The sequence below is a fragment of the Dokdonia sp. Asnod2-E02 genome (assembly GCF_045063915.1).
Classification (GTDB): Bacteria; Bacteroidota; Bacteroidia; order Flavobacteriales; family Flavobacteriaceae; genus Dokdonia.
In genome coordinates this window covers 924,304-948,961 of the sequence record NZ_JBEFNX010000005.1, presented here as the reverse complement: position 1 = coordinate 948,961, position 24,658 = coordinate 924,304, and the positions used below count along the sequence as shown (strand labels likewise).

The window sequence follows — 24,658 nt, the reverse complement described above, 5'->3', positions numbered from 1 at the left end:
TATTGTAAATGTGTTTGTTACGCTTTCGCGAAAGCGTAAAACTTAATAACTATGATCATCTAGTTGTACTTTTCCAGCGAAAGTCTTGTATACGAAAAATGTATACCCAAGCACCAGAGGCGTACCTATAGCCACCATTGTTAAACTTATTCCTAGTGATTTATCTGATGAAGCTGCATTGTAAATCGTAATACTATTTGCCGGATCTATCGTAGAATACAGTAAGGTAGGATACAGCTCTATAGCCACAAGCGCCATCATTAATGCAATAGTGAGAGCAGAGAAAAAGAAGGCAATTTTAAAGCGCTTTTTATGCGCTAGTCTAGGGATGTTTGCGATACTCAAAAATGTGAGAATTGGGAATATAAATAGTATAGGGTTAGACTTAAAATCATCAGATAGATGAGGGATATAAATAAGCGTGTATAATGTGGTAATCACAAAAAATACTATAAACAGTATGATGCCCTTTTTAAGTAAGCCCTCCAGTTTATCAAAGAGCCTTCCTTCTGTTTTAAGAAGTAGATAGATAGCCCCGTGAGACATAAAAAGGAATAAGGTAGTAAAGCCTGTTATGATAGCATAGGGATTTAAGAAACCTAAAAATGGACTTCCATCATACTCAAGATCTGGGCCTATAGGGATACCTTGCAAAACATTACCTAGCACTACACCTAGTAAAAATGCGAGCATAATACTGCTCACGCTATAGCATATGTCCCACATCTTGCGCCACCATAACCACTCTTCCTTACTTCTAAACTCTATGGCAATTGCCCTAAAAATGATAAACATTAAGAACAACATAAATGGAATGTATAAACCAGAAAAGAAGGTAGCATACATTACTGGGAAGCCAGCAAAAAGTGCACCACCACCTATTACAAGCCACACCTCATTACCATCCCATACAGGTCCCACGGCATTAAGTGCTATCCTGCGGCTCAACTCTTTTCTAAAAAACAGATGCCAGGCACCGGCCCCAAAATCAAATCCATCTAGTATTGCATAACCAGAAAAAACACCACCCACAACGAGAAACCAAAGTGTAGGGTAATCTATACCAAATAAAGTTTCCATATCTAAGCGTTTAAAGTGTTTGCAACTTGGTTTGTAATCTCTTTTGTAAATCTTCTTTCTTCCATATCGTTGTCGTCTTCATCATATGGCCCGTGTTTTATTTTTTTAGTCAAGAGGTATAAGAATAAAAATAGAAGCAAGGCATACACCACAAAAAATAGTATTAATGAGAATACAATTTGATTTGCCGTGACGGCTTGAGAAAATGCTTCTGAGGTTCTAAGATGTCCATATACAACCCACGGTTGTCTTCCCATCTCTGCCGCAAACCATCCTACTTGATTACCTATTTGGGCTAGAATTACAGAAAATACAAATGTTTTTAATACCCACTTGTTTGTAAATAAAGTGCCACGCCACCATAAGAAACAAGCATAAAGCGTGAGAGCTATAAAAAACATACCTATGGCAATCATTATATGATAAAACTGGAATACAGCATTTACCTGTCCTGGTCTATCTTCTTCTGGAAAAGCATTAAGACCTGTGACTGGTGCCTCAAAATCTTGATCAATTAAAAATGAGAGTCCTCCAGGTATTTTAATACCAGTAACCTCTTGCGATTCATTATCTACCCAGCCAAAAAGGTATAAATCTGCAGGACCACTTTTATCATAGTGACCTTCCATCGCAGCTAGTTTTGCAGGTTGATTTTCTGCCACACCATCTGCAGAGCTATGTCCCGTTACGAGTTGCATTAATGAGAATACTGTAGCGACTCCTAGTGCAATTTTAAAAGCCATTTTTGAGATTTCTACATATCTACCTTTAAGCAAGTAATAGGCGTGCACACTTAAGACTAAAAACGCACCTGCAAGAAATGCAGCAAACCACGTATGCGTTAATCTATCTACACTAGAAGGGTTAAAAACCATCGCCCAGAAGTCTGTAATCTCTGCACGAGCATTCATTCCTTCTCCTACAATGTGATACCCCGCCGGTGTTTGTTGCCAGCTATTTGCTACTACAATCCACACTGCAGAAAACATAGAGCCCAAAAACACCCCTATGGTTGCTACAAGGTGTACCCACGGCTTAACACGGTTCCACCCAAAAAGTAAGATGCCTAAAAAACCACTCTCAAGTGCAAAGGCAAATATTCCCTCTGCCGCTAGTGCACTCCCAAAAATGTCACCCACGTACCTAGAGTAAGTCGCCCAGTTAGTCCCAAACTCAAACTCCATCACGATACCGGTCACAACACCTATACCAAAGGTGAGTGCAAAAATCTTGGTCCAGAATTTTGCAAGAATGTGATATTTTTCATTTTTAGTGCGTATCCATAGGCTTTCCATTATGACCATAATAAGTCCCAGGCCTATGCTTAGGGGTGGGTATATGTAGTGAAAGGAAATAGTGAAGGCAAACTGGATTCTAGCGAGAATTTCTGTATCCATAGTGATAGTGTTTTAGCTATAACAAAGTTACTTCTAGAGAGAATTTCTCAAAGTAACTTTGGTTACATAATGTACGTTTTTTTTTGAGTTCTGTAACATAAGTAACGTATCAATCTGGTTGCGTACAGTAATTTTGAAAGTTGAATAGTTATGCTGGATTTGTGTTTTAATTACGCTTTCGCGAAAGCGTAAAAAGTCACTCATAAAAAGTAAAAAAATCTATTTTTATTTACACCTAGTGAAAGCAATTACCGTTATCATATTATCAATTGTACTATTAACTAATAGTTTGAAAACTTCATTCATATATGGGTGGTATACCCTTGAGATAGAAAGTTTTATTGAAACGTTATGTGAGAATACAGATAAACCAGAAATGCAATGTAACGGGAAATGCTTTCTCACTAAGGTGACCGCTAGTGATAGTTCTGAAAATCAACCAGAGGCTATCACAATAAATTGGGATCAACTTATATTTTGCGAGCTTGACGTAGTTGTAACCTCATATATACTTATAAAGTTAGATCGCGGTAATGATATTGTATACAAGCAATTTTTACAATCTTCTTTTACAAACCTGATTTTTCATCCTCCTCGTTGTACGGAGTATTATCTCATATAATAACGTATAACAATATTATCATCACTTAATGATGATTAACAATTTAAGAAATGAAAAAGATGTTTCTCGCGCTCTTATGCGCAATACCTACTATGGTCTGTTATGGACAAATAGTAGAAAAAAAGATAGATAGTTCTAAAGGAAAGGTAATAGAACTTAATACCGTAATGGTCACCGGAAAGGCCAGTACAGACCCCGTACTTTCTAAAGTTAAAACAGATCTTGTAAAGAAGGTAGTTCAACCTAAAAATGTTGCAGATCTCTTTAGTAATATTAATGCTTTTACTCTTATAAAGAGAGGAAATTATGCTATAGATCCTTCGTTTAGAGCGTCACAATATGAGCAATTAAATATTCAATTTGATGGAGGTACTAAGGCAATGCACGCCTGTCCTAATAGAATGGACCCTATTACAACACACGTAGTGCCAGAGGATATTGAAAAAATTGAAATTATAAAGGGGCCCTACACGATGAGATATGGTTCCACCTTTGCAGGGATTGTAAACCTTGTAACTCAAACACCTCAATCTATGCAAATGGGCTTGCACGGGAGTGTAAGCTCTGGTTATGAGTCTAATGGTGGTGCATCTGTGTCGTCTATAAAGTTACAACAGGTTACAGATGCATATGATATCACAGCAAATGCTGGTTATCGAGATTTTGGTAATTACAAAGATGGTGCTGGTACGGTTATCCCTTCATCATTTAGAAGCCTAGATTATGGTCTTAAGGTAGGGTATAATATAAGCGATACACAACGTGTTCAAGCTCACTGGAGACAGTCTTACGGTAGAGATGTGTTACACGCGGGATTGCCTATGGATACAGAAGAGGATAACAGTTCTATACTATCACTAGATTATAAAATAAACGGACTTAAGGGGCTTATAAAAGAGGTAAATGCAAAAGCCTATTACTCTTATGTAGACCATATAATGTCTAATAATAACAGACCTTCATTTGCAATGACCGAAGCGTTATCTACTATAGATGCTACAACTGCTGGAGGAAAAGTTGAGTTTAAACTTAAGCCAGCTGAAGAATGGACCGTTTACTCTGGACTTGATGCCTTACTAGTGGCACGTGATGGAGGAAGGTCACGACTTGTAAAACGTAATATGATGGGAGAGGAGCTCGCAGAGCCGTTGTATTTTCAAGATAAAGTATGGCAAGATTCTTATATAAATGATTTTGGGATTTTTACAGAACATAAATACAAGTTTTCAAATAGTACACTCCTTACTGCTGGGGTACGCTTAGATCTTGTAACATCAGACATACGAGATCCCGAAGAAGATTTTAGGGAATTATATCCAGACCTAAAAAATAGAACCGAGTCTAACTTTTCTGGAACAGTATCTGTGAAGCAAAAGCTCTCTGAGGTACATACGCTTGAGGTCGCCTTTGGTAGAGGAACGCGCAGTGCAAATATGATAGAGAGGTACATTAATCACTTTCAAGTGGGGCAAGATCCCTTTGAGTATGTAGGTAACCCTTATCTTGATGCAGAGGTTAATAATCAGTTTGAAATAGGACTTAGCGGGAAAAAGAGCTTTACAAGAGGAGTAGATGCATTACAATACAATGTGTCTGGATATTATTCTATTTATGAAAATTATATTGTTCCCGTAGTAGACCCTATGCTAGATAGAAAGTTTAACCCCACCGCACAACCTCAAGAGGTAAAGCGCTTTATTAATGTAGACAAGGCGTTCAAGACGGGTGTTGAAGCAGATGTCTCTATTGACTTTATGGAGTACTATAACTTTTATACCGCTCTCGCATACGTATATACCAGAAATGAAGATCTAGACGAATCTTTGCCATTAACTCCACCTCTTACAACTCGCTTTGGAATACGTTATGAAAGAGGAAACTTATGGTCGAGCCTAGATTATAATCTTACTTCTCAACAAGAAGAAATTTCTACTAGTTTTAGAGAGCAAGAGACAGAGGGATACCAAACATTAGATTTTAAAATAGGCGTAGAGCCTATAACAAATGTACATATAGGTCTTGCTGTTCTCAATCTATTTGATGAGACATATAACAATCACTTAAATTTTTCCTTTGTAAACCAGGAGGGGTTTGATAGAGTTCCTATCAATGATCCAGGGAGAAACTTTTCAGTATTTGCAAAGTATTTGTTTTAACTATCCTAATTAAAAAAGCCCTTTTGAGTTCATCAAAAGGGCTTTTTTTTACGCTTTCGCGAAAGCGTACCTATACTAGTTTTGATAAGCAGAAAGCATCCAGACTAGTTTTTCCTGCTGTACAATATAATCACTCATAAGTGCTACTGTACCTTCATCATTTGCATCTCCAGCGATAGAAAGGATTGCTCTTTCTTTTTTTAGGAGTACTGTTAAGGCTTCTAGAATACTTGATATTGCAGTTTCTCCATCTGTAATATCTTCAGTACCCTTTATTTCTGACACTTCAAGATATTTTGTAAACGTATGAAGTGGAGTCGCACTTAGCGTGAGTACACGTTCTGCAATCTCATCTACTTTTATAAGTGCGTCGTTGTATAATTCTTCAAACTTAAGGTGTAATTCAAAAAATCGTTTTCCTCTTATGTTCCAGTGAAAGCCTCTTAGGTTCATATAAAACACCTGGTAGTTAGATAGTAAATCGTTAAGCTCATCTGCCGTTTGTTGTGATGAGGTTACGTCTAGGCCTATGTTATTTAGTTTTTTCATAATTGTTATTTTTTAAGGTTGTTAATAGCTATACTAAGACTTACGCCTTAGTGTCTTAAGGTATTTTTTATAGGTTGACCAAAAGGTAAGGACTTTTACTTATCTAGAGTAAAAGCCCTTTGATTTTTAAATATCTTTTTTTGCTAGATACCAAGTGACTTTTTCTACACTGTCATCTTGTAATCGCTTATTAAGAGCATCAAGTGATTTTGGTGGAGGGCAGATAGCTTTATCACCTCTTTTCCAGTCTAGAGGCATTGCAACCTTATGCTTGTCAGACATTTGAAGTGCATCTAAAGCTCTTAAAATCTCGTCCATATTTCTCCCTACATTGAGCGGGTAGTACATTACGAGTCTTATCTTTTTTGAAGGGTCTATAAAGAATACGGCTCTTACGGCTGCAGTCTCACTCTCGTTAGGTTGTAACATTCCATAAAGCTTAGATACTTTCATATCTATATCTGCAATTATAGGGAAGTCAAAGTAAACACCCGTATTTTCTCTCACGTTTTGAACCCACCCTAAGTGTGCGTGTATGCTGTCTATACTTAAACCTAGTAGTTCTGTGTTAAGTGCATCAAACTCTGGTTTGCGTTGTGCAAAACCACTCATCTCTGTTGTACAGACTGGTGTAAAATCTGCAGGGTGAGAAAACATTACAACCCACTTGTCTTTTGCAAAATCAGACATCTGGATAGTTCCTTTTGTAGTTACTGCTGTAAAATCTGGAGCTGTATCTCCAATTCTAGGCATTGCTATAGGTTGCTCTGGTAATAGGTTTTCGTTATTCATAATATAGTTTTTTGTTATTGTTTTTAATTATAATATAAATATACGCTATAGCCAGAGTATCTATAGTAACCTTTGTTACACAGCCTTTCTTTTATAAAAGATTTAACAAGCTGAGTTTCTTGTTGAAAGATAGAGCTTGCTATAAATTACAAGAGGCAAGATCTTAGATCTTGCCTCTATACAATATGGGGGTACTGTATTCATTATACATTTTGCCCTTTTAGCATTTTATTCCAGTATAAGTAGGGTAGCATAAATTTTTTGAGCATCCACAATCTCCAGTGTTCTTTTGAGCTATCTTTTATGAGTAGTTGCTTGAGTTTTGGATCTGGGGTAAAATTGTTGTGATAATCAAACTCTGCAAGGACCATTTTACCATAATCTGTTACAAGTGGGCACGATGAGTACCCGTTATATGATTGAGTACCTATTTTATTATGTTGTATAAGAAGGCCTAAGTTATCTACCACAATAGGTACTTGCTTGCGTATCGCAGCCCCAGTTTTTGCTGTAGGTAAGGCAGCTACATCTCCAAGCCCAAAAATATTTGGGTACGTGTTATGTTGCATTGTATGGTGATCTACATCAAGCCAGCCTGCTTTATTTACTAGTGTAGATTCTCTTACAAACTTAGGTGCGACAGATGGGGGAGCTGTGTGCATCATATCATAGTGTATACCATACCTATCTCCCTTTACAGTTACCTTTACATTTTTGTAGTTGTATTGAAATTTTTCATCTAGATATTTATCCTCGTCCTCGCCAGACATAACCACACAGCCACCAGCCGAGATATCTTTTGTGAGTTCATACCAAGCAATTTTATTTGGCCCATCTACAGCTACGAGTTTATGATTAAAACGAAGGTTGATATCCTTTCGGTTTACAACTTCCATAAGTGTTTTTGCAATTTTTTTGACTCCAAAAATTATGGTACCTGCTGTCGCAAAGACAATATCTGTTTTTGTAGTAATATTATTTTTACGCCAGTGATTTTCGGCTAGATACATAATCTTTTGAGGAGCTCCACCGCATTTTATTGGAGTGGCTGGTTGTGTAAAGAGTGCGACACCTCCTTTAAAGTTTTTTATGACATTCCAAGTATGTTTTGGATCTGTATAGTTGCTACACACTACACCGTTATCTATTGCCTCGCCTAGACCGGGTACAAGACTAAAGTCATAAGCAAGACCTGGAGCAACAACTAGATAATCATAGGTGATACTACCATTAGATTCGGTGAGTACGCTATTTTTTTCTGGATTAAACCCCGTAGCTTTATCTTTTATCCATATTGCGCCATCTGGAATGACAGAAGCCATAGGTTTTGCAGTTTTGTCAAAATCATAAGTACCTGCACCCACTAGTGTCCAGGCTGGTTGATAATAATGTGTATCTGCCGGCTCTATGATTGCAACGCTGCTTGATTTTTTATTTTTAAGAAGTTGTGCAGCAGTCATTATACCTGCTGTTCCTCCGCCTATGATGAGTACTTGATAATGTGATGTCATTTTCTGTGTTTGTTTGTTAACTCGTTAAAAATAAAGCAACTATATTGCGATTACTGTAACTTGTGTTACACACAGTAGGTATTTTTAATAAATTAACAAGCAAGGTGTCTATTTTATTTAGACAGCTTAATCTCTCTATCATTAAGTGACTGTTCATCTCTATAGTTATTGAGTGGCATTAGGGCCTTTAGTTTTTCTACTTGACTTAGCGAGACGGTAATTGGGTTTTTAAAAATGAACCATTGTACGTTTTCTGTACAAGGAGGAGTGGTGAGAGAACCACTATATGTGAAGTAAGCTTTATTATCAGGCAGGTTGAGGTTCATATCAAAAGCGTTATCTACAATACGGTTTTCACCCACTGGGATGGGTAAGAAGCTTTCAAGAAAATCAAAAGGTTTGCTACTTTTCCCTTCCTTTGCCATAACAGCTAGTACGGCATACGTGCCATTTTTACTTTTGTGCACGAGATGAATCACCATAGGGTAACGTATACCATCTATTAGATGCTCTGCTGGTTCGTGAAAATGAAATTGCTTTAGCTCATAATTCATCCCCTCTATCGTAATATAATCTCCACTGTCAAAATTGTACTGTATCGTGTGTTCATTATTTATAATGTCGTGTATATGTGTGCTATCAGAATAGGTGATGTTAAGTGGAGTTAATAAGCTATCTACCTTATAGTTTACAATATTAATAGGTGATTGAAACAACCCTCCACAATCAGAATTTTTTTCAATTTCTCCCCAGTGTATTGGTCCAGTCTCACCTTCATAGCTCCAGTGTGCATCCTTATGCAAATCTGTTTTTTGTGCACAGCTTATTATCAGAATAGCGATTAATAATATTAAAGAGTGTTTCATTGTTAAAATGTATAAGTAAGCGTAGTTTCCCACACTCGGTTGTTTATAAATAGATCTTCTCTCTTTGCATATATGTCGTGATATCCAGAGCGCACTTTAACTTGTTTGCTTACGCGAAAAATTAAACCCACAAACATCCAGTTTTGATCGAGCTTTTTTGGCCTCAGACCAGTTTCTAGGTTCAAAAAGGCTTCATCATATAGTACAGCGCTTAAGGCGCGATTATCACTATATATTCTTAAAGGTATTCTTACTTGAAATTTATAACGAAAACGGTTTCTTATTCTCGAGCCGTCCACATCATAGACTCCATTAAAAAGTTCTGTAATGTTGTCTATATGTCTTACTTCAAAACGCAATCTGTGATCTAAAATAAAATTTGAAAACCTATGCGTAAGAGTAAGTTGTTGAAAAACATTATGCTCTATGATATCAAGAGGTAGGCTATTACCATCGTGTTTATAATTGCGTATGTAGCTATAACCAAATGCTATATCTAGATCATTCTCAAATTTATAATGGACAAAAGGACGTATTACAAGTTGTTCCCAATCTTTTAAGAACTGTGTGCGTCTCAGGTTAAATTCAGTATTTATAGACCAATTTTGATTGATTTTTTTTGAAACATCAAAAGTGTTCCAGCTACTATATCTTGTGCTAGTATTTTGACCAGCAGCATTAGTGATACCAAAACAGAGTAAACTAAAAAGTATAAAAAATCTCATCATAAAATACGAGCATTGTTCCATAAGCTTCGTGAAGCAAACGGATGCGTAATTCATTAAAATCTAAAAGTGAGTACGGCTATTATGTTTACAAAATCAAATTATTGATTGTGCATCGTAAAGCCTTTTTTGGAAGATGTAAATAGTTATATGTTGCGGGTAATAAGGAAGAGAAAGCAAGAGGCTTTCATAATACATTACTCTTTATAGTAGTTTTTGATACTCTTCTTTACATATAAAAAGCGAAACAAACCTATAATTAATAAGGCAGGTCCTATAACAATGAGCATAATACCTATCCAGCGTATTTCGTTTAACAGGTCTAATTTTATAATAGCAAAACCAGAACTTAAAAAAACAATAAACGTTCTAAAATAAGCAAGAAAGGTCCTCTCGTTTGCCAGTCTCGTTCTATCTATCGCCAGTTTATCTCTTAGTGATTGCTCTAGTGTGCTCATAGGTTAGGTTATTTTTCCCGTAGCACAACTTACAAAAGATTTTGCCTTTAACAATACACCATTATCATCTTCTATAGATGGATAGCCTAATTTTTTTAGAGTTTCCTTTACAGATAGCGCATCTAGAGCATCTTCGGCAGTAAAGGAGATTGTAGATGATTCTAGATCTACACTAACATTATGTACATTTTCTAATGCATTAATTTTTGTAGTGATTGTATTAACACAGCCACCACATCTTAGATTTTGAACAATTATAGCCGTTTTCATAGTGTAAAATTTTGATGAAGAGATTAAGTAAATTGATATAATTAATTACGCTTTCGCGAAAGCGTGATTGCATACATTATAATCATTATGATTTATAGACTAAGCTATTTCCAGTTGTTATAACCATCTTCTAGATCAAAGATGATTTTGAAACCTAGGCTATCTAATTTTGCCGCAGCGCGCTGACTTCTATTACCAGATCTACAATAGAGGTACACCGGTTTATCTTTATCAAGTTTATTTACCTTAGTTGTAAACTCTGATGTTTTAAAGTAATCTATATTTTGTGCTTTTGCTATATGACCCGAGCTGTACTCATTTGCAGTACGTACATCTATGAGCTGCACACCAGGGGTTGCTATTGCGCTTTTAAAAGCGTCTCTGTCTAGTATTGTGATAGCATCGCTCTGTTGCAATTTATCACCGAAAAGTAAGGATAGAAATGACATAAGTATGAGTGTAAGTTTCATTATTATTTTTACTCAAAGATAAGCGCTTAGTATACGTTTGTCAGTGACTTAGGTTACATAGCAATGCTTTTAAAACAAAAAAAAGTGACTGTTTGTACAGTCACTTTTTTCTTCACTAATTTAAAATAATAAGCCTTAATTATAATGAGGCAAATTATGTGTTATGGTGCTACCGTTTCTCCTGTCCAGGCCATCATTCCACCCGTAAGATTGTATGTGCTTTGTACACCCATATTATCAAGTATTTGACAAGCTTGCCCACTACGATTACCGCTCCTGCAATAGATGTAGTAATTTTTTGAGGTGTCAAGCTCTTTTATAGAAGCCATAAACGAGGGCTGGTCTAAAAAATCAATCATTTGAGCATTAGCCTGTATACCCTCTGCACACTCTCCAGGAGTTCTTACATCTAGAATTACAGCCTGACTGTCATTTGCAATGAGTTCTTGCCATTCGGCTTGATTTATATTTTTCATTTTAAAATTTTTATAATGTTGTAGGACACACAAAATCTGTAACAGGTACACCAGCTTCTTTTATGGCTTTAAAACCACCTTTTACATCTATAAGATTGTGTACGCCTCTGCTTTTTAAAATAGATGCAGCAATCATACTTCTATATCCTCCAGCACAGTGTACATAAAAAGTGTCGTTTTCTGGAAACTCTGCAAGGTGATTATTTAAGAAACCTAGAGGAGTATGGTGAGCGTCTTTTACACGCTCAGATAAATACTCACTCTCTTTACGTACATCGTATACCGGTTTTTTAGATTTTTCAAGATCAGACTTAAACTGTGCAGCCGTTATAGAGCTTACCGTATCATACTCTAGTGCTTCCTTTTTCCAGGCATCAAAACCACCCTTGAGATATCCCAGTGTGTTGTCAAAACCTACACGTGATAATCGTGTCACTGTCTCTTCTTCCTTGCCAGGTTCTGTTACTAGTAATATAGGTTGCTTTACATCTGCAATAAGGGCTCCTACCCACGGAGCAAATCCTCCCTTGAGACCTATAAAAATAGACCTAGGTATGTGACCCTTTGCAAACTCATCTTGATGACGTACATCTAGTACAATAGCACCCGTCTCATTTGCAGCAGCCTCAAAAGCCTGTGGTGATAAGGCTTGTGTACCTCTTTTTAAAACATCTTGTATGTCTTCATAGCCTTCCTTGTTCATTTTTACATTGAGCGGAAAATATTGAGGTGGCGGTAATAGTCCATCAATAACCTCATTTATAAACTCTTCCTTAGTCATATCTGCTCTCAAGGCATAGTTCATTTGCTTTTGGTTCCCTAGAGTGTCTACGGTTTCCTTCATCATATTTTTACCACAGGCAGATCCCGCACCGTGCGCTGGATATACTGTAACATCATCTGCAAGGGGCATTATTTTAGTGCGTAAGCTGTCATATAAGAAACCTGCAAGGTCACGCTCTGTGAGTTCTCCCATTTTTTGAGCAAGATCGGGCCTTCCTACATCTCCTAGAAATAAAGTGTCACCACTAAAAATCGCGTGGTCTTTACCATCTTTGTCTTTAAGAAGGTAAGTTGTACTTTCCATCGTGTGTCCTGGTGTGTGTAATGCTATAATAGTTACATCACCAAGCTTGAACTCTTGGCCATCTTTTGCAATTATTGCGTCAAAAGAAGGGTTTGCATTTGGACCGTATATGATAGGAGCGCCTGTTTCTTTGGCTAGTGTTACGTGCCCACTCACAAAATCTGCGTGAAAGTGAGTTTCAAAAATATACTTGATTTTTGCATCATCAAGTTTTGCTCTATCAAGATAAGGTTTTACCTCTCTTAAAGGGTCAATTATAGCAACTTCACCTTTGCTTTCTATATAATAGGCACCTTGTGCTAAGCATCCTGTGTAGATTTGTTCAACGTTCATAAGTATATTTTTGGATACGCTTTCGCGAAAGCGTACTAATAATTAATAGTGTAAAATTATAACACAAGTAGTGTCTTTACAGTAACCTAAGTTACATAGGGTAAAATTAATAAAAACTCCTATTACCAAGTGTTAATAGGAGTTTATCATAATACGTGCTACTTTATAGTAACGTAGTAGGGCAAATATAGTCAGTTTTTGGGATGCTTGTCTCAGCAATCTCTTTAAAACCGCCAGTAACATCTACAAAGTTGTCCCAGCCACGCTGTTTTAAAATTGAAGCGGCTATCATACTTCTATAACCACCAGCACAATGTACTATAAATGGAGTCTCTTTTGGAAACTGAGCAAGGTGCTTATTGATCTCATTAAGTGGTATGTTTATAGCATCAACAATATGCTCAGAGTCATATTCACTCTTTTTACGCACATCTATTATAAGTGGTTGCTCACTTTTGTAACGTGCAGCTAGCTCTGTTGCGTTTATGCGTGCTGTGGTCTCAATGTCTTTACCGCTTTCTCTCCAAGCGCCGAAACCTTTTTTGAGATAGCCTATTGCATAATCATACCCTACGCGAGATAATCTAGTGATTGCTTCTTCTTCCTTACCTGGGTAGGTTATGAGTAAAATTTCTTGTTTTACATCTGGAATCATCTCACCAACCCATTGTGCAAAATTGCCATCTAGTCCTATGTTAATACTGTTAGGTATAAATCCAGAAGCAAAGTCTGAGGCATCACGAGTATCAAGCATAAGAGCGCCAGTTTCATTTGCGACAAGCTCAAACTCTTCTGGAGTGAGGGCTTTTGTAGCTCTACTCATCACGGTATCTAGACTTTCATATCCTTTAATATTCATAAGAACATTTTGCGGGAAATATCCTGGAGGAGCAGTGAGTCCATCTAGTAGCACTTTTATAAACTCTTCTTTACTCATACCTTGAAGAGCGTAGTTATACTTCTTTTGATTTCCTAGTGTGTCTGTAGTCTCCTTGCTCATCATTTTTCCGCAGGCAGATCCAGCACCGTGATTAGGGTAGACGATGAGCTTATCATCTAGAGGTAGTATCTTATCTCTAAGAGAATCATAGAGGTGGCCTGCAAGTTTTTCTTCTGTGAGGTCTGACACTACGTGTTGAGCAAGGTCTGGACGACCCACATCTCCTATAAAGAGGGTGTCACCAGTTATGATGCCGTGTTCAGAATTATTTTCATCTATGAGTAGGTAGGTGGTGCTCTCCATAGTATGACCAGGGGTGTGTATTACTTTTACTTTATAATCACCTATAGAAAAGATTTGCCCATCTGTTGCTATTGTAGCTTCATAAGCTGGCTTGGCTCCAGGACCAAATACAATCTCTGCACCGGTTTTTTTTCTTAAATCAAGATGACCGCTCACAAAATCTGCGTGAAAGTGAGTTTCAAAAACATACTTGATTTTTGCATTGTCACTTTGTGCACGATCTATATATGGTTGTACCTCCCTTAATGGATCAAACACTGCTGCCTCGCCATTACTTTCTATATAGTATGCAGCGTGTGCGATACATCCGGTATAAATTTGTTCTACTTTCATTGTGAATAGATTTAAATGTTAAACACTATAAAAGTAATAGGCTTTTATGAGTAGTTTGGTCACTTATGTTACAGAAAGGGAGGTAATTATAAAACTATGACATTTGTCATATTATATAGCTGTAAATAAAAAAAAGACCTCGTGAGAAGGTCTTTTGTATAATTTGTTAAGGCTTGAGTTATTTAACAAAGAACTCCATATAGAAAATAAATACCGCCATCACGAGGATAAAGTAACCAAAACCTTTTTTGAGCTTTTGTCCATCTATAAAATTACTTAAATAACTGCCTATAAAAATTCCCACAAGAGAGATTAGTGTAAAAATGGAGAGAAATACCCAGTCTACATCCATCGTTAAAGCGTCACCTAAAAAGAAGCCCATAAGAGATTTAAATGCTATGATTATGAGTGATGTCCCTACGGCTACTTTCATTTTTATGTTTGCAAGTATTACTAGGGCGGGTATGATTAAAAAACCACCACCGGCACCTATCATACCAGTAATCGCACCTACTAGCAATCCTTCTATTAAGATAAGAGGATAGTTATACGATACCTTACCATCATTTTTTTCTGGGCATTCTTTACGCTTTTTGAGCATTGAGAAAGCCGCTGGTATCATTAGTATTGCAAAGAGGCCAAACATTGCCATCCTGCGTGTAAAATCAAAATCACCTATGGTAAATAAAACGTCTGGTAAAGCTGGCACTACATAATGCCTTACCACTGTAACTCCTACAATAGCAGGAATACCAAATACTACTGCAGTACGCCAGTCTACATATCCTTTAAGATGCTGTTTAAGCCCGCCTACGAGCGCACTAGCACCTACAATGAATAAAGAGTATGCAGTTGCTACTTTTTCGTTTACAGAAAACAAATATGCAAGAACAGGTACCGCAAGTATGGAGCCACCACCACCTATGAGACCTAAAGAAATGCCTATAATGAGAGCACTTATATATCCTAATACTTCTAAAACTTCCATAATGAAACTTTGTATTTTACAGCAAATGTATTCTGATATAAAACTACTGGCAGTAACAAAGGTTACATAGCTAGTCTAAATCTATGATTTCTATATAATTTCTATGTAATTCTATTTTACCTAGTTTTTCTAATTTCTTGAGGAGCCTGGATATAACTACTCTCGAGCTGTGTAGTTCTCCTGCAATCTCTTGGTGTGTATTGCGTATGCTGTTGTCTTCATTAATTCTAGACTTATTTTTAAGGTATTCTAGAAGACGCTGGTCCATATTATTAAAAGCAATACTATCTATGGTATGGAGCATCTCATTAAGACGGGTGTGATAGCTTTCAAAAACAAAATTTCTCCAAGATTTATATTTTGAAGTCCACATCTCCATTTTTTGAATAGGTACCATTATAAGAACGGTGTCAGTCTCTGCGATGGCTCTAATCTCGCTCTTTGTTTGCCCTAGGCAGCAACTCATAGTCATAGAGCAGGTATCACCTTTTTCTAGGTAGTAGAGTAGGAGTTCATCCCCTTCTTTATCGTCTCGCAATATTTTTATAGCACCAGAGATAAGTAAGGGCATACCTTTTATGTAAGAGCCTATCTCCATAAGTTTAAAGCCAGCGGGAACTTCTTTATAAGTCCCTACTTGCGCAATCTCGTTTATTAAGTCGTCTTCAAAAAGGTGACCGTAATTTTGCTTAAGTTCTTGAATCATTTATATATAAATAAGTCAGTTTGTAAATTGCAATTAAGATGATAGATGCTTCAGTTTTTATGAAGCATTACATTACTACTGTATTTTTAGTATTGTAAAGTTAACCTAATTCTAATGTCCTTTAAGTAACAAAAGTTACAGTAAGAAAGATATAGAATTCATTAATTTTACAAAATGTAGTTGTGCGTTTTAAAAGGTAGCAAAGTTTGTAAGATTACTAGCAAATTACGTCTACTTATATGTGTAAAAGTCTAGCACTCTAGTTAAGAACATATGGAAAAATATATGATAGGTTTTAAAGATGCAATTCTAGGTACCATAGATTGGACCTGGAAATCTATCATTTTTGAAGTCCCTTGGTATACTAATTACTTCTGGGGGCTTATCATTTTGTCGCTACTTGTCTGGTCTATGGAAATACTTTTTCCCTGGAGGAAGGAGCAATCTGTTTTTAGAAAAGACTTCTGGCTAGATGGCTTTTATATGTTTTTTAATTTCTTCTTGTTTACAATAGCAATAAGTGGTTTTTATAAGTTATTACAACTTGGTTTTGAAGATATAGGGATAAGCGAAGATTCTCTAGCGCTTTTTGATCCATCTTCTTGGCCTATGTGGAGCCAGTTACTCGTCTTTTTTATTGTGCTGGACTTTGTGCAATGGTTTACACACAGCTTATTGCATAAATATCCTTTTTTCTGGAAGTACCACAAGGTGCATCATAGTGTAAAAGAAATGGGGTTTGCAGCACACTTGCGCTATCACTGGATGGAGAATATTCTCTATAAACCACTTAAGACATTTGGCGTAATGATTCTTTTTGGTTTTGAACCTACACAGGCATACATAGTGCACTTTATTGCAATAGCAATAGGTCACATAAATCACGCAAACATTAAGATTACCTGGGGACCTTTAAAGTATATTTTTAATAACCCCGTAATGCACTTGTATCATCACGCATATACCATTCCCGAAGGGACTTATGGCGTAAACTTTGGAATATCGCTAAGTGTATGGGACTATATTTTTAAGACAGATTATATACCTGAGGATAGCGGTACTATAGAGCTAGGTTTTCCTGGAGATGAGGTTTTTCCAAAAGACTTTGTGAGTCAAAACACCTACGGTTTTAAAAAAGGACAACAATAGAGGAGTAGTACGCTTTCGCGAAAGCGTAATTATAAAGAATACAATCTATAATCGCGGCTATCTATTCAAAAAGCTCAGATGATAGGTATCTATCACCACGATCACATATAATACTTACAATTATACCACTCTCAAGTGTGCTTGCCAGTTTAAGTGCTGCTGCTGTAGCACCACCGCTGCTCATACCCGCAAGAATACCTTCTTCTTTTGCAAGACGTCTAGACATTGCAATTGCCTCTTCTGTACTTACTTCAAGAACACGATCTACCTTTGAAGCGTCAAATATAGCTGGGAGATAAGCCTCTGGCCATTTACGTATACCGGGTATTCTAGAACCATCTGTGGGTTGTACGCCCACTATCTCAACATTTTTATTTTGTTCTTTGAGGTAGGTTGAGGTACCCATAATGGTGCCGGTTGTGCCCATAGATGATACAAAGTGAGTTACTTCTCCATCTGTATCTCTCCAGATTTCTGGACCTGTAGACTTGTAGTGTGCTTTCCAGTTATTATCATTAGAAAACTGGTTAAAGCTGTAATAGCCTTCATTTTTTACTTTATCGATAGCATAATCTCGAGCACCTTCTATACCATCTGGGTGTAGTGTTACTTTTGCACCATAAGCACGCATAGTTTGCACTCTCTCTTTGGTAGCCTTTTCTGGCATTACAAGCTCTATATCTAGACCATAAATGGCTGCAATCATAGCTAGCGCGATACCCGTATTACCACTAGTAGCCTCAATGAGTTTTGACGTTTTATCAATCTCGCCAGCATCTAGTGCAGTCTTAATCATATTAAGAGCAGCACGATCTTTTACACTCCCTCCAGGGTTATTTCCCTCAAGTTTAAAATATAGATCTACGTTTGGGTTTGTATTAAGTGTAGTAGACTTTACAAGTGGTGTATTACCTATTCTATCTATGAGTGTTTTATTCATTTTTTCTTATTTGTTTTTGTAGATACTTGTAGCTCTGGTCTATGTACGACAAATGTATGGGGTTCTATAGATGAGGTTATCCAGGTGTTACCACCTATAACGCTGTGCTCACCTATTACTGTATCACCACCTAGTATAGTAGCATTTGCATAGATGGTTACGTTGTCTAGTATAGTGGGGTGGCGTTTTGTGTTTTGTAATTCTTTAGTAACAATAAGAGCTCCTAGTGTTACTCCTTGATACAGTTTTACGTGATCGCGTATTTCTACCGTTTCTCCTATAACTACACCGGTCCCGTGATCTATAAAGAACGAGCTACCTATGGTAGCGCCGGGGTGTATGTCTATACCTGTAAGCTGGTGAGCATACTCTGTCATTAATCTTGGTATGAGTGGTAGGCCCAGGTTGTAAAATTCTTTTGCCATTCTAAAGATAGATATGGCAAAAAAGCCAGGGTAGGCAAGGTAGACTTCTTCTAGGGTTTGTGCGGCAGGATCATTTGCAAGTATGGCCTGTGCGTCTTTTTTGAGATTAGTACAAATAGTGGGTATCACTTGCATAAAATCTACCCACGTCTTACAAGGCTTTCCCTTTATCTCTGGACAAGCTAGGTCTCTTATGGTGGTAAATAAAACTTCTAGTTCTATAAGTGATGTCTGTACATCTGTCTCTATATCAAAAAGAGTGTCAAAAAGAAGTTGAGTAAATCTTTGTGATTCCTTCTTTAATCGCACGGTAATGTGCACTTCTCTTTTTTGAGCATTTATTGCATCTACAAGGTGCGATACCTCCATAAATTATAATTTCTAAAGGGTTTGTCTAATTATTACAGACATAATAAGTACTACAAAAATAAGGTAATTATCGCCTATATTATAGTGAGGTAAAAATGAGTGCCTTTAAGCGCTTGTTACCGTAGATTTTTTACTAGCAGTACTATCATAATTAAAGAAAAATTGCGCCCAAATAATTTTAGATAGCGCATATAGTAATGGAAACAGTGCTATAAGTGATACTACAAATGAGATCATAAGTGATGTAGGTGTAAGTTCTTCTCTTAATAAATAATTAAGCACTACTACAGCCATAAATAAAGCAACTCCTAAACCATAAGAAACATAATAAGAACCCTGATAAAAACCAGTTTCTAGCTCAAACTTTGTATCGCAGCAAGAGCAACGCTTGTGCACTTTGCCCATTGTACTAAATTTATAAGGATGTCCTTTAAAAAAATCACCTTCTTGACACACTGGGCACTTCATCTGTATCACACTATATAATTTAGTTCCTTTGAGCATAATCTTAAGTTTTAAGTAAAAGTAATTTGCAATACTCAGGTTGTACGTAACCATTGTTACATAAGAGATAAAATTCTATGATAAAAGAGTTTTAAGAAACTTACTATTTAACATATTTGTTACTGCATAATTATTACCTTTCCCTTTCCCTATGATGACACAACCAGATGCTTTAATTGCTAGATTTCTTCAAAAAGATGCTATGTCTTTTGAGAAGATATATGAGCTATATAGTGAGAGCCTCTTTGGAGTTATTAATAGTATACTGCACGACAAAGAATTATCTGAAGAGGTACTACAAGACACTTTTGTAAAAATCTGGAATAACTCAGATCGTTATAACCCAAAGAAAGGTAGATTCTTTACCTGGATGCTCAACATAGCACGCAACAGTGCAATAGATAAAACAAGATCTAAGGCATTTAAGAATCAACGTAAAAACCATACAGCCGAATATTTCGTAGATATTCTTGAAGCGAGAGGGAGTTTTAATACCTCTGTAGACGCCATAGGGATTCAAAAATTTGTAGACGTTTTAGAACCGCTTTGTAAAAAGATAATTCACTTCTTGTTTTTTAAAGGGTATACCCAAAAGGAAACAGCCGAAGAGCTAGAAATTCCTCTCGGAACTGTAAAAACAAGAAATAGAATCTGCATAAAAAAATTAAGAGATATCGTAGGAGTAGAATGAAAGACCCACAAACATATATAGACTCAGGAGTGCTTGAACTCTTTGTATATGGGACCCTTCCTGAGGAAGAGATGGTCGAAGTTGCTCACATCGTAGCTCAAAATCCTGTACTCTTACAAGAAGTAGTTTCTATAGAAAATAGCTTGTTGAAACTTGCCAGCGCAGCCGCTCCGGCTCAGGTGGCAGACTTTAGTAACCTTAGAAAGTATATAGATGTAGATGGTAAAGTAATACCGCTTTCGCGAAAGCGAACTCCTATACCTACCATAATATTATGGGCAGCAGCCATTCTTTTACTTGCTGGAGTAGGTTATTTATACACTGAAAACAGTAAGCTAGAAAACCAGCTTGTAGATACAGAGCGAGAGTTACTATTGCAAGAGTCTAAAACCCAAGTAGCCGAATCTGATTTACAGCAAACAAAAGATATCCTTAACGTTATAAGACAGCAAGATCTTATCGCTGTACCGCTAGGTGCCCAAGCTGTTGCACCAGAAGCATATGCATCTGTGTACTGGGATCAAGAAAACGGAAAGGCTTATATAGACGTAAAGGGGCTGCCAGAACCGCCAGAAGGAAAGGTGTACCAAGTATGGTCGCTTACTTTAGAACCACTCACGCCTACCAGCTTAGGGATACTAGACCAGTACGATGTTACGGGTAATCAAATTTTTGAACTTGATAATCCTAACCAGTCAGAAGCATTTGGTATCACGCTAGAACCTGCCGGAGGAAGTGAATCTCCTACTCTTGAGCAACTTTATACCTTAGGCGTAGTAACCTCTTAATTCCCTTCTTAAATTTTATACATAAGACACTTAATGCAATTGTGTGTCTTGTCATTTACCTTATATATAATTAAGTAACTCTGCTCTACTATATGTTTGATAATGCGGAGTGTAATTTTTACTATGGGGTGGGTTAGAAACAAAAAAAAACGACCTACTTAAAAAAGTAGATCGTTTACAAATAAACTCAAAAAAAAACTACCCAACCTTATAGTTTTCCTCTTATGTAGACACTTACGTAAAAGTTTGTGTCTTGGTTTCCTTTTATAGATTTTTTATTTCTGAGTAGGTTACTGGTCCTAACTCATAACTTGTTTCTAATAGTTCTTCTTTAATTGGGGTGAGATCTTTTTGCATACCTAGTGCTTTATAGATTTGTGCAGTGTGAAACTGTGCCGCTGGCTCATATGTTTTACCTATTACGTGGTCTTGTGCAATTTTAAGTGCTTGCTTGTACTCACCTTTTCCATAATGTGCGTGGGCTAGTAAATCATAAGACATAGGGGTGGGGCGGTTGCTCACTTCCTTTTTTGCTAGAGTAATTGCTTTATCTGCTGTTTCTGGTTGAGATGCATAAAGTTCTACAAGGTAAGCGCCGTACATATCGCCGTAGTTTATTGCAGTGGCACTATTTGTAAATTGTTTCTTTAAATTTTCGGCAGTTTTGTTATCGCCCGTGTACTCATAGATTTCAGATTTTAGTAATGCATAATCTGGGCTTTTTGCGTCTTTTTCAATTCCTTCAATAATACGTAATGCCTCCTGTGGGTTATTTTCATATGAATATGTTATCCAGGCAATTCCTTTTTTCGCGTAAGCGTTAGTAGGGTCTAGGGATAAAGTTTTGAGATAGTGATTGTAAGAATCTTTTATGCGTCCAGCGTGCCCATAATAATCTGCTAGGTTTGTGTATACCCATATTTTGAGATCTGCAACATTGCTGCGCTCTGCGATGTGCATTGCGTTTTCCATATGCTGTATAGTGGCATCTAGATTACCACTGTAGTCCTCCCATTTTGCAAGTCTTATTAAGTAATTGTAGTTAGAAAAATCTGCTTCTTTATCTAGTAAAGTTTTTGCTTCTTTATAATTACCTAGCTCCATTGCCACATCAAATAATACAAAGTTGCTAGCGCTTATCTCACCGCCTACTTGTGCAGCAGAGTCTATCATTGTTTTTGCTTCTTTAAAACGGTGCTGTGTGATATAGTTTTGAGCGAGAGCGCGTAGGTAGTTGTCTTTCCCTATCGCTGCTTTTTGTGCAGCTTTATGTAAATTTTGCTCAGCCTTTTTTAGCATCTCGATATCTGCATTTTGATTAAAAAGGGCGGTGTAAGTTCCTGCGCTTTTGCTTAGGTCTATTATTTGTGAGCTGTCTTTTTTAATACGACTGTTCCAGAATACTACTTGGTCATTAAGCTCAGTAAGTTTTGTGATGTTACTTGAGGTAAGATATGCGTTATAGTCATTTTGGTTTGTGATTGTCTCGTCTTTATGGCTATGGCACGATGCGAGGAATAATAACGTAGATAACGCTATTAAATATCTTGTATGGTATAGTTGGTAGGTTTTCATAGTTTGTTTTATTAAAAAAGGGACTGAAAAATTTCAGCCCCTTTGTAATTATTAGTTTGGGACTAGTGAGGTCCTTCTAGGTATGGGAATGTGGTGCTTGGGTTTTCGCCAGTGTTAGGTACATTATCTGTAACAAGTATTGGTAAATCTGCCACGCCATCATTATCAAGATCTTGACCATTAAAGCGATCACCGTTAGTACCTCCAAAAAGAAGTATAAGTGATACATCTACAACGTCATCTGTAAGACTACGACCTGTAAGTACATTACCATCACCATCTATATATGTTGTAGGAGCATCTGGTGCAACTTGTAATACATCTGCCGCAAGTACGGTAGTAAGTGTAGTTGCATCTAGACCAAGAACGTTATTTTCATATTCTACACCAAAAGCAGCGTGTAATGCAACAGCTCTATCTAGAAACCCTTGCTGAAAGTTTGCCACCATCTCAGATGGTATGGTAAGGTTAAAGCTATTTTTTGTAGCACTATCACCATTAAGAACAGTGTTAATGGCTGCTCTACCCATCTGGTCTTCTTGAGCAAAAGTTCCTTCAAAGTTAAGCTCCTCTATTTCCATTTGCTCTTCTGGAGCAGGTATAAATAAGTCGTCATCATCGTTGCACGATACAAACCCTGCTAGAACGGCACCTACTACGAGGTATTTTATGTTTTGTAATTTCATCTTTATAAGTCTTTAATGTTATTGTTGTCTTTTTGCTTCTACCCAAGTGTTCCATACTTGTACATCAAACCCTGCTGGGTGAGCTACTGTAGGTCCAATTAAAGCATTAGGGAGTTCTACCACGATAGATAATACATTTGTACCGTCAAAGGTGTCTACTGCATTTTCTGCAGTTTGAAAACCTCCATTAGGGCCATTGTTTTCTGCATCACCGCCTATAACAGCATTAAAAGTCCCAAAGTCAAAAAAGAAAGGATCTTCTCTAGGTCCTGCAAACATTTTAATACCACCCTCTGTAGTTTCTGTAATAGCATTACCATCTGTAGTAATCGCTACAGAACCTATCATTTGTGAGGCGTCTATAGTACTATTTAATCCAGTGGTAGCAGGTGCATATGGTCCAAAAAAGTACATTCTCCCGTCTCTAGCTATAGCCTGTATCACGCGATCTTCTACTAGATCTCCCGTGTTATCTATATTAAATTCAATAAGTACATTCTCGTCAAATGTTGCGTCATTACCTGCAGGTGCTAGTGAGCTCTGCACGTTTGCTACAAATACGGTGTTGTCTCCATTTTCTGCACTTTCAAAGGCAAAATAGTCTGTGATGTCTGCGGTGGTTCCTCCCACAGCTGGTGCGTCTAGGTGATCTGCCGCAATGAGGGCACCCACGCCAGCAACAAGTGCGCCGGCAATTAAAATTTTTGATACTGTTTTCATTGTTGTATGTTATTTATTTCAGATACCTACGCAGCTTATGTGCTATGGGTTTTGTAGCATACGTTAAACTCTTGTTAACATAATTCTCAAAAAAAATAATCCCTCAACAATTCAATACAAGTGATTTTTGCAATGAGTATGTGTAATTTTCAAAAGAGAATAATATCTTAGACCTTATACAAACACAATAGTAAATGAACACATTATTAGGAATAGGGAGTAGAATAGATCACCATAAACTAGGTAAGGGAGTGATTACAAACGTAACCGCAGAGTTATACTGGGTTACTTTTATAGATGGTGGGCTTGAGACCATCACGCTAGATGATCATTTTGACGTTATAGAAGCTATAGAAGATGAGGTTGATACGGTAAGTTTTTATGAAGTGGAGAAGTCTTTAAGAGACTTGTTAAAAAAGTACAGCGACATCTCTGAGGTCGTGCCACTAGCAGATAAGTGGAGAGGTGGTACAATTACCTTTAACCCAAAAGATAGTAACCTAGCCTCAAAAGAAATCCCTGTAGATAGTTTTTTCCATAAAATCGTAATGGTGCGCGACCGCATACGTGTGATGGAGCAAAAGATAAACGCAAGTAAAAACCTTGATGATCAAGATAAGATAGACTTGCAGCAGTACATTACCCGTATCTATGGAAGCCTTACTACTTTTAATGTACTATTTAAAAACACTTCACAAAACTTTAAAGGAGCATCCTCAAAAAAGTAATTTTAAAAACGGAGTAAGAGG

General features: G+C 37.0%; 27 protein-coding genes. 6 read left to right on the top strand and 21 right to left on the bottom strand.

The genetic code is table 11. The features are described from left to right. Positions 1-42: 42 nt before the first annotated feature. Together cydB and ACJJVM_RS04215 are read right to left on the bottom strand one after the other, a co-directional pair. Positions 43-1,080, bottom strand: a complete 1,038-nt coding sequence (gene cydB, locus ACJJVM_RS04220; protein WP_299148029.1) for a cytochrome d ubiquinol oxidase subunit II — start codon at positions 1,078-1,080, stop codon at positions 43-45. A 2-nt stretch (positions 1,081-1,082) separates the two neighbouring features. Further along, entirely contained in the window at positions 1,083-2,477 is a 1,395-nt protein-coding gene (locus ACJJVM_RS04215; RefSeq protein WP_298351952.1) for a cytochrome ubiquinol oxidase subunit I, read from the bottom strand. 289 nt (positions 2,478-2,766) lie between these two features. Between ACJJVM_RS04215 and ACJJVM_RS04210 the strand changes: the two genes are divergently transcribed. Beyond that, positions 2,767-3,099 (top strand): hypothetical protein, encoded by a 333-nt coding sequence (locus tag ACJJVM_RS04210; RefSeq protein ID WP_405210906.1) that lies wholly within the window; start codon positions 2,767-2,769, stop codon positions 3,097-3,099. A 50-nt stretch (positions 3,100-3,149) separates the two neighbouring features. Further along, positions 3,150-5,255, top strand: coding sequence for a TonB-dependent receptor domain-containing protein (locus ACJJVM_RS04205; RefSeq protein WP_405210905.1), 2,106 nt, complete (start codon positions 3,150-3,152; stop codon positions 5,253-5,255). A gap of 75 nt (positions 5,256-5,330) precedes the next feature. Here ACJJVM_RS04205 and ACJJVM_RS04200 read toward each other — a convergent pair whose 3' ends face one another. The 13 genes from ACJJVM_RS04200 to ACJJVM_RS04140 all read right to left on the bottom strand — a co-directional run bounded on the left by ACJJVM_RS04200 (position 5,331) and on the right by ACJJVM_RS04140 (position 16,062). Continuing rightward, complete coding sequence (locus ACJJVM_RS04200) at positions 5,331-5,804, bottom strand: Dps family protein (RefSeq protein WP_298351963.1); 474 nt, start codon at positions 5,802-5,804, stop codon at positions 5,331-5,333. 126 nt (positions 5,805-5,930) lie between these two features. Beyond that, a complete protein-coding gene (locus ACJJVM_RS04195; protein WP_405210904.1) occupies positions 5,931-6,596 on the bottom strand; it encodes a peroxiredoxin in 666 nt (221 codons plus the stop codon). A gap of 203 nt (positions 6,597-6,799) precedes the next feature. Next, complete coding sequence (locus ACJJVM_RS04190; protein WP_405210903.1) at positions 6,800-8,107, bottom strand: FAD-dependent oxidoreductase; 1,308 nt, start codon at positions 8,105-8,107, stop codon at positions 6,800-6,802. A 113-nt stretch (positions 8,108-8,220) separates the two neighbouring features. Further along, a complete protein-coding gene (locus ACJJVM_RS04185) occupies positions 8,221-8,973 on the bottom strand; it encodes a carbonic anhydrase (RefSeq protein ID WP_405210902.1) in 753 nt (250 codons plus the stop codon). A 2-nt stretch (positions 8,974-8,975) separates the two neighbouring features. Continuing rightward, complete coding sequence (locus tag ACJJVM_RS04180; protein ID WP_405210901.1) at positions 8,976-9,701, bottom strand: DUF2490 domain-containing protein; 726 nt, start codon at positions 9,699-9,701, stop codon at positions 8,976-8,978. A gap of 194 nt (positions 9,702-9,895) precedes the next feature. Beyond that, a complete protein-coding gene (locus ACJJVM_RS04175; RefSeq protein WP_038599726.1) occupies positions 9,896-10,156 on the bottom strand; it encodes a YidH family protein in 261 nt (86 codons plus the stop codon). Between the two features lie 3 nt (positions 10,157-10,159). Then, the gene (locus tag ACJJVM_RS04170; RefSeq protein WP_298351983.1) at positions 10,160-10,426 is read right to left on the bottom strand and encodes a heavy-metal-associated domain-containing protein; all 267 of its coding nucleotides are present in this window, start codon (positions 10,424-10,426) and stop codon (positions 10,160-10,162) included. Between the two features lie 104 nt (positions 10,427-10,530). Then, entirely contained in the window at positions 10,531-10,896 is a 366-nt protein-coding gene (locus ACJJVM_RS04165) for a rhodanese-like domain-containing protein (protein ID WP_237747115.1), read from the bottom strand. 161 nt (positions 10,897-11,057) lie between these two features. Beyond that, positions 11,058-11,372, bottom strand: a complete 315-nt coding sequence (locus ACJJVM_RS04160; protein ID WP_298351990.1) for a rhodanese-like domain-containing protein — start codon at positions 11,370-11,372, stop codon at positions 11,058-11,060. Between the two features lie 10 nt (positions 11,373-11,382). Then, entirely contained in the window at positions 11,383-12,792 is a 1,410-nt protein-coding gene (locus ACJJVM_RS04155) for a rhodanese-like domain-containing protein (protein WP_405210900.1), read from the bottom strand. A 163-nt stretch (positions 12,793-12,955) separates the two neighbouring features. After that, on the bottom strand, positions 12,956-14,368 hold the full coding sequence (locus tag ACJJVM_RS04150; RefSeq protein WP_405210899.1) for a rhodanese-like domain-containing protein: 1,413 nt from the start codon (positions 14,366-14,368) through the stop codon (positions 12,956-12,958). Between the two features lie 178 nt (positions 14,369-14,546). Continuing rightward, entirely contained in the window at positions 14,547-15,356 is an 810-nt protein-coding gene (locus tag ACJJVM_RS04145; RefSeq protein WP_298351999.1) for a sulfite exporter TauE/SafE family protein, read from the bottom strand. Between the two features lie 70 nt (positions 15,357-15,426). Continuing rightward, a complete protein-coding gene (locus ACJJVM_RS04140) occupies positions 15,427-16,062 on the bottom strand; it encodes a Crp/Fnr family transcriptional regulator (RefSeq protein ID WP_298352002.1) in 636 nt (211 codons plus the stop codon). A gap of 273 nt (positions 16,063-16,335) precedes the next feature. Between ACJJVM_RS04140 and ACJJVM_RS04135 the strand changes: the two genes are divergently transcribed. Next, a complete protein-coding gene (locus ACJJVM_RS04135; RefSeq protein WP_405210898.1) occupies positions 16,336-17,211 on the top strand; it encodes a sterol desaturase family protein in 876 nt (291 codons plus the stop codon). Between the two features lie 61 nt (positions 17,212-17,272). Here the strand turns inward: ACJJVM_RS04135 and cysM are convergent, their stop codons facing one another. The 3 genes from cysM to ACJJVM_RS04120 all read right to left on the bottom strand — a co-directional run bounded on the left by cysM (position 17,273) and on the right by ACJJVM_RS04120 (position 19,449). Next, complete coding sequence (gene cysM / locus ACJJVM_RS04130; protein WP_405210897.1) at positions 17,273-18,151, bottom strand: cysteine synthase CysM; 879 nt, start codon at positions 18,149-18,151, stop codon at positions 17,273-17,275. Next, positions 18,148-18,945, bottom strand: coding sequence for a serine O-acetyltransferase EpsC (gene epsC / locus ACJJVM_RS04125; RefSeq protein ID WP_405210896.1), 798 nt, complete (start codon positions 18,943-18,945; stop codon positions 18,148-18,150). The genes cysM and epsC overlap by 4 nt, the downstream gene beginning before the upstream one ends. 105 nt (positions 18,946-19,050) lie before the next feature. Further along, positions 19,051-19,449 carry a DUF983 domain-containing protein gene (locus ACJJVM_RS04120; RefSeq protein WP_298352014.1) on the bottom strand — a complete coding sequence of 133 codons (399 nt, stop codon included), beginning with the start codon at positions 19,447-19,449 and terminating at the stop codon, positions 19,051-19,053. Between the two features lie 151 nt (positions 19,450-19,600). Here ACJJVM_RS04120 and ACJJVM_RS04115 point away from each other — a divergent pair, with 151 nt between their 5' ends. Next, on the top strand, positions 19,601-20,140 hold the full coding sequence (locus ACJJVM_RS04115) for an RNA polymerase sigma factor (protein WP_298352016.1): 540 nt from the start codon (positions 19,601-19,603) through the stop codon (positions 20,138-20,140). Continuing rightward, positions 20,137-20,928 carry an anti-sigma factor gene (locus ACJJVM_RS04110; protein ID WP_298352019.1) on the top strand — a complete coding sequence of 264 codons (792 nt, stop codon included), beginning with the start codon at positions 20,137-20,139 and terminating at the stop codon, positions 20,926-20,928. The genes ACJJVM_RS04115 and ACJJVM_RS04110 overlap by 4 nt, the downstream gene beginning before the upstream one ends. Positions 20,929-21,192: 264 nt before the next feature. Here the strand turns inward: ACJJVM_RS04110 and ACJJVM_RS04105 are convergent, their stop codons facing one another. The 3 genes from ACJJVM_RS04105 to ACJJVM_RS04095 all read right to left on the bottom strand — a co-directional run bounded on the left by ACJJVM_RS04105 (position 21,193) and on the right by ACJJVM_RS04095 (position 23,909). Further along, complete coding sequence (locus tag ACJJVM_RS04105; RefSeq protein WP_298352022.1) at positions 21,193-22,503, bottom strand: lipopolysaccharide assembly protein LapB; 1,311 nt, start codon at positions 22,501-22,503, stop codon at positions 21,193-21,195. A gap of 62 nt (positions 22,504-22,565) precedes the next feature. Further along, positions 22,566-23,189 carry a hypothetical protein gene (locus ACJJVM_RS04100; RefSeq protein ID WP_298352025.1) on the bottom strand — a complete coding sequence of 208 codons (624 nt, stop codon included), beginning with the start codon at positions 23,187-23,189 and terminating at the stop codon, positions 22,566-22,568. An 18-nt stretch (positions 23,190-23,207) separates the two neighbouring features. Beyond that, positions 23,208-23,909 (bottom strand): DUF4331 family protein, encoded by a 702-nt coding sequence (locus ACJJVM_RS04095; RefSeq protein WP_298352026.1) that lies wholly within the window; start codon positions 23,907-23,909, stop codon positions 23,208-23,210. Positions 23,910-24,103: 194 nt separating this feature from the next. Here ACJJVM_RS04095 and ACJJVM_RS04090 point away from each other — a divergent pair, with 194 nt between their 5' ends. Continuing rightward, the gene (locus ACJJVM_RS04090) at positions 24,104-24,637 is read left to right on the top strand and encodes a hypothetical protein (protein ID WP_298352032.1); all 534 of its coding nucleotides are present in this window, start codon (positions 24,104-24,106) and stop codon (positions 24,635-24,637) included. Positions 24,638-24,658 lie beyond the last annotated feature (21 nt).

Coding starts and splice junctions, on each gene's coding strand:
- cydB (WP_299148029.1), bottom strand. CDS start 1,080: ATGGAAACTTTATTTGGTATAGATTACCCTACACTTTGGTTTCTCGTT.
- ACJJVM_RS04215 (WP_298351952.1), bottom strand. CDS start 2,477: ATGGATACAGAAATTCTCGCTAGAATCCAGTTTGCCTTCACTATTTCC.
- ACJJVM_RS04205 (WP_405210905.1), top strand. CDS start 3,150: ATGAAAAAGATGTTTCTCGCGCTCTTATGCGCAATACCTACTATGGTC.
- ACJJVM_RS04200 (WP_298351963.1), bottom strand. CDS start 5,804: ATGAAAAAACTAAATAACATAGGCCTAGACGTAACCTCATCACAACAA.
- ACJJVM_RS04195 (WP_405210904.1), bottom strand. CDS start 6,596: ATGAATAACGAAAACCTATTACCAGAGCAACCTATAGCAATGCCTAGA.
- ACJJVM_RS04190 (WP_405210903.1), bottom strand. CDS start 8,107: ATGACATCACATTATCAAGTACTCATCATAGGCGGAGGAACAGCAGGT.
- ACJJVM_RS04185 (WP_405210902.1), bottom strand. CDS start 8,973: ATGAAACACTCTTTAATATTATTAATCGCTATTCTGATAATAAGCTGT.
- ACJJVM_RS04180 (WP_405210901.1), bottom strand. CDS start 9,701: ATGATGAGATTTTTTATACTTTTTAGTTTACTCTGTTTTGGTATCACT.
- ACJJVM_RS04175 (WP_038599726.1), bottom strand. CDS start 10,156: ATGAGCACACTAGAGCAATCACTAAGAGATAAACTGGCGATAGATAGA.
- ACJJVM_RS04170 (WP_298351983.1), bottom strand. CDS start 10,426: ATGAAAACGGCTATAATTGTTCAAAATCTAAGATGTGGTGGCTGTGTT.
- ACJJVM_RS04165 (WP_237747115.1), bottom strand. CDS start 10,896: ATGAAACTTACACTCATACTTATGTCATTTCTATCCTTACTTTTCGGT.
- ACJJVM_RS04160 (WP_298351990.1), bottom strand. CDS start 11,372: ATGAAAAATATAAATCAAGCCGAATGGCAAGAACTCATTGCAAATGAC.
- ACJJVM_RS04155 (WP_405210900.1), bottom strand. CDS start 12,792: ATGAACGTTGAACAAATCTACACAGGATGCTTAGCACAAGGTGCCTAT.
- ACJJVM_RS04150 (WP_405210899.1), bottom strand. CDS start 14,368: ATGAAAGTAGAACAAATTTATACCGGATGTATCGCACACGCTGCATAC.
- ACJJVM_RS04145 (WP_298351999.1), bottom strand. CDS start 15,356: ATGGAAGTTTTAGAAGTATTAGGATATATAAGTGCTCTCATTATAGGC.
- ACJJVM_RS04140 (WP_298352002.1), bottom strand. CDS start 16,062: ATGATTCAAGAACTTAAGCAAAATTACGGTCACCTTTTTGAAGACGAC.
- ACJJVM_RS04135 (WP_405210898.1), top strand. CDS start 16,336: ATGGAAAAATATATGATAGGTTTTAAAGATGCAATTCTAGGTACCATA.
- cysM (WP_405210897.1), bottom strand. CDS start 18,151: ATGAATAAAACACTCATAGATAGAATAGGTAATACACCACTTGTAAAG.
- epsC (WP_405210896.1), bottom strand. CDS start 18,945: ATGGAGGTATCGCACCTTGTAGATGCAATAAATGCTCAAAAAAGAGAA.
- ACJJVM_RS04120 (WP_298352014.1), bottom strand. CDS start 19,449: ATGCTCAAAGGAACTAAATTATATAGTGTGATACAGATGAAGTGCCCA.
- ACJJVM_RS04115 (WP_298352016.1), top strand. CDS start 19,601: ATGATGACACAACCAGATGCTTTAATTGCTAGATTTCTTCAAAAAGAT.
- ACJJVM_RS04110 (WP_298352019.1), top strand. CDS start 20,137: ATGAAAGACCCACAAACATATATAGACTCAGGAGTGCTTGAACTCTTT.
- ACJJVM_RS04105 (WP_298352022.1), bottom strand. CDS start 22,503: ATGAAAACCTACCAACTATACCATACAAGATATTTAATAGCGTTATCT.
- ACJJVM_RS04100 (WP_298352025.1), bottom strand. CDS start 23,189: ATGAAATTACAAAACATAAAATACCTCGTAGTAGGTGCCGTTCTAGCA.
- ACJJVM_RS04095 (WP_298352026.1), bottom strand. CDS start 23,909: ATGAAAACAGTATCAAAAATTTTAATTGCCGGCGCACTTGTTGCTGGC.
- ACJJVM_RS04090 (WP_298352032.1), top strand. CDS start 24,104: ATGAACACATTATTAGGAATAGGGAGTAGAATAGATCACCATAAACTA.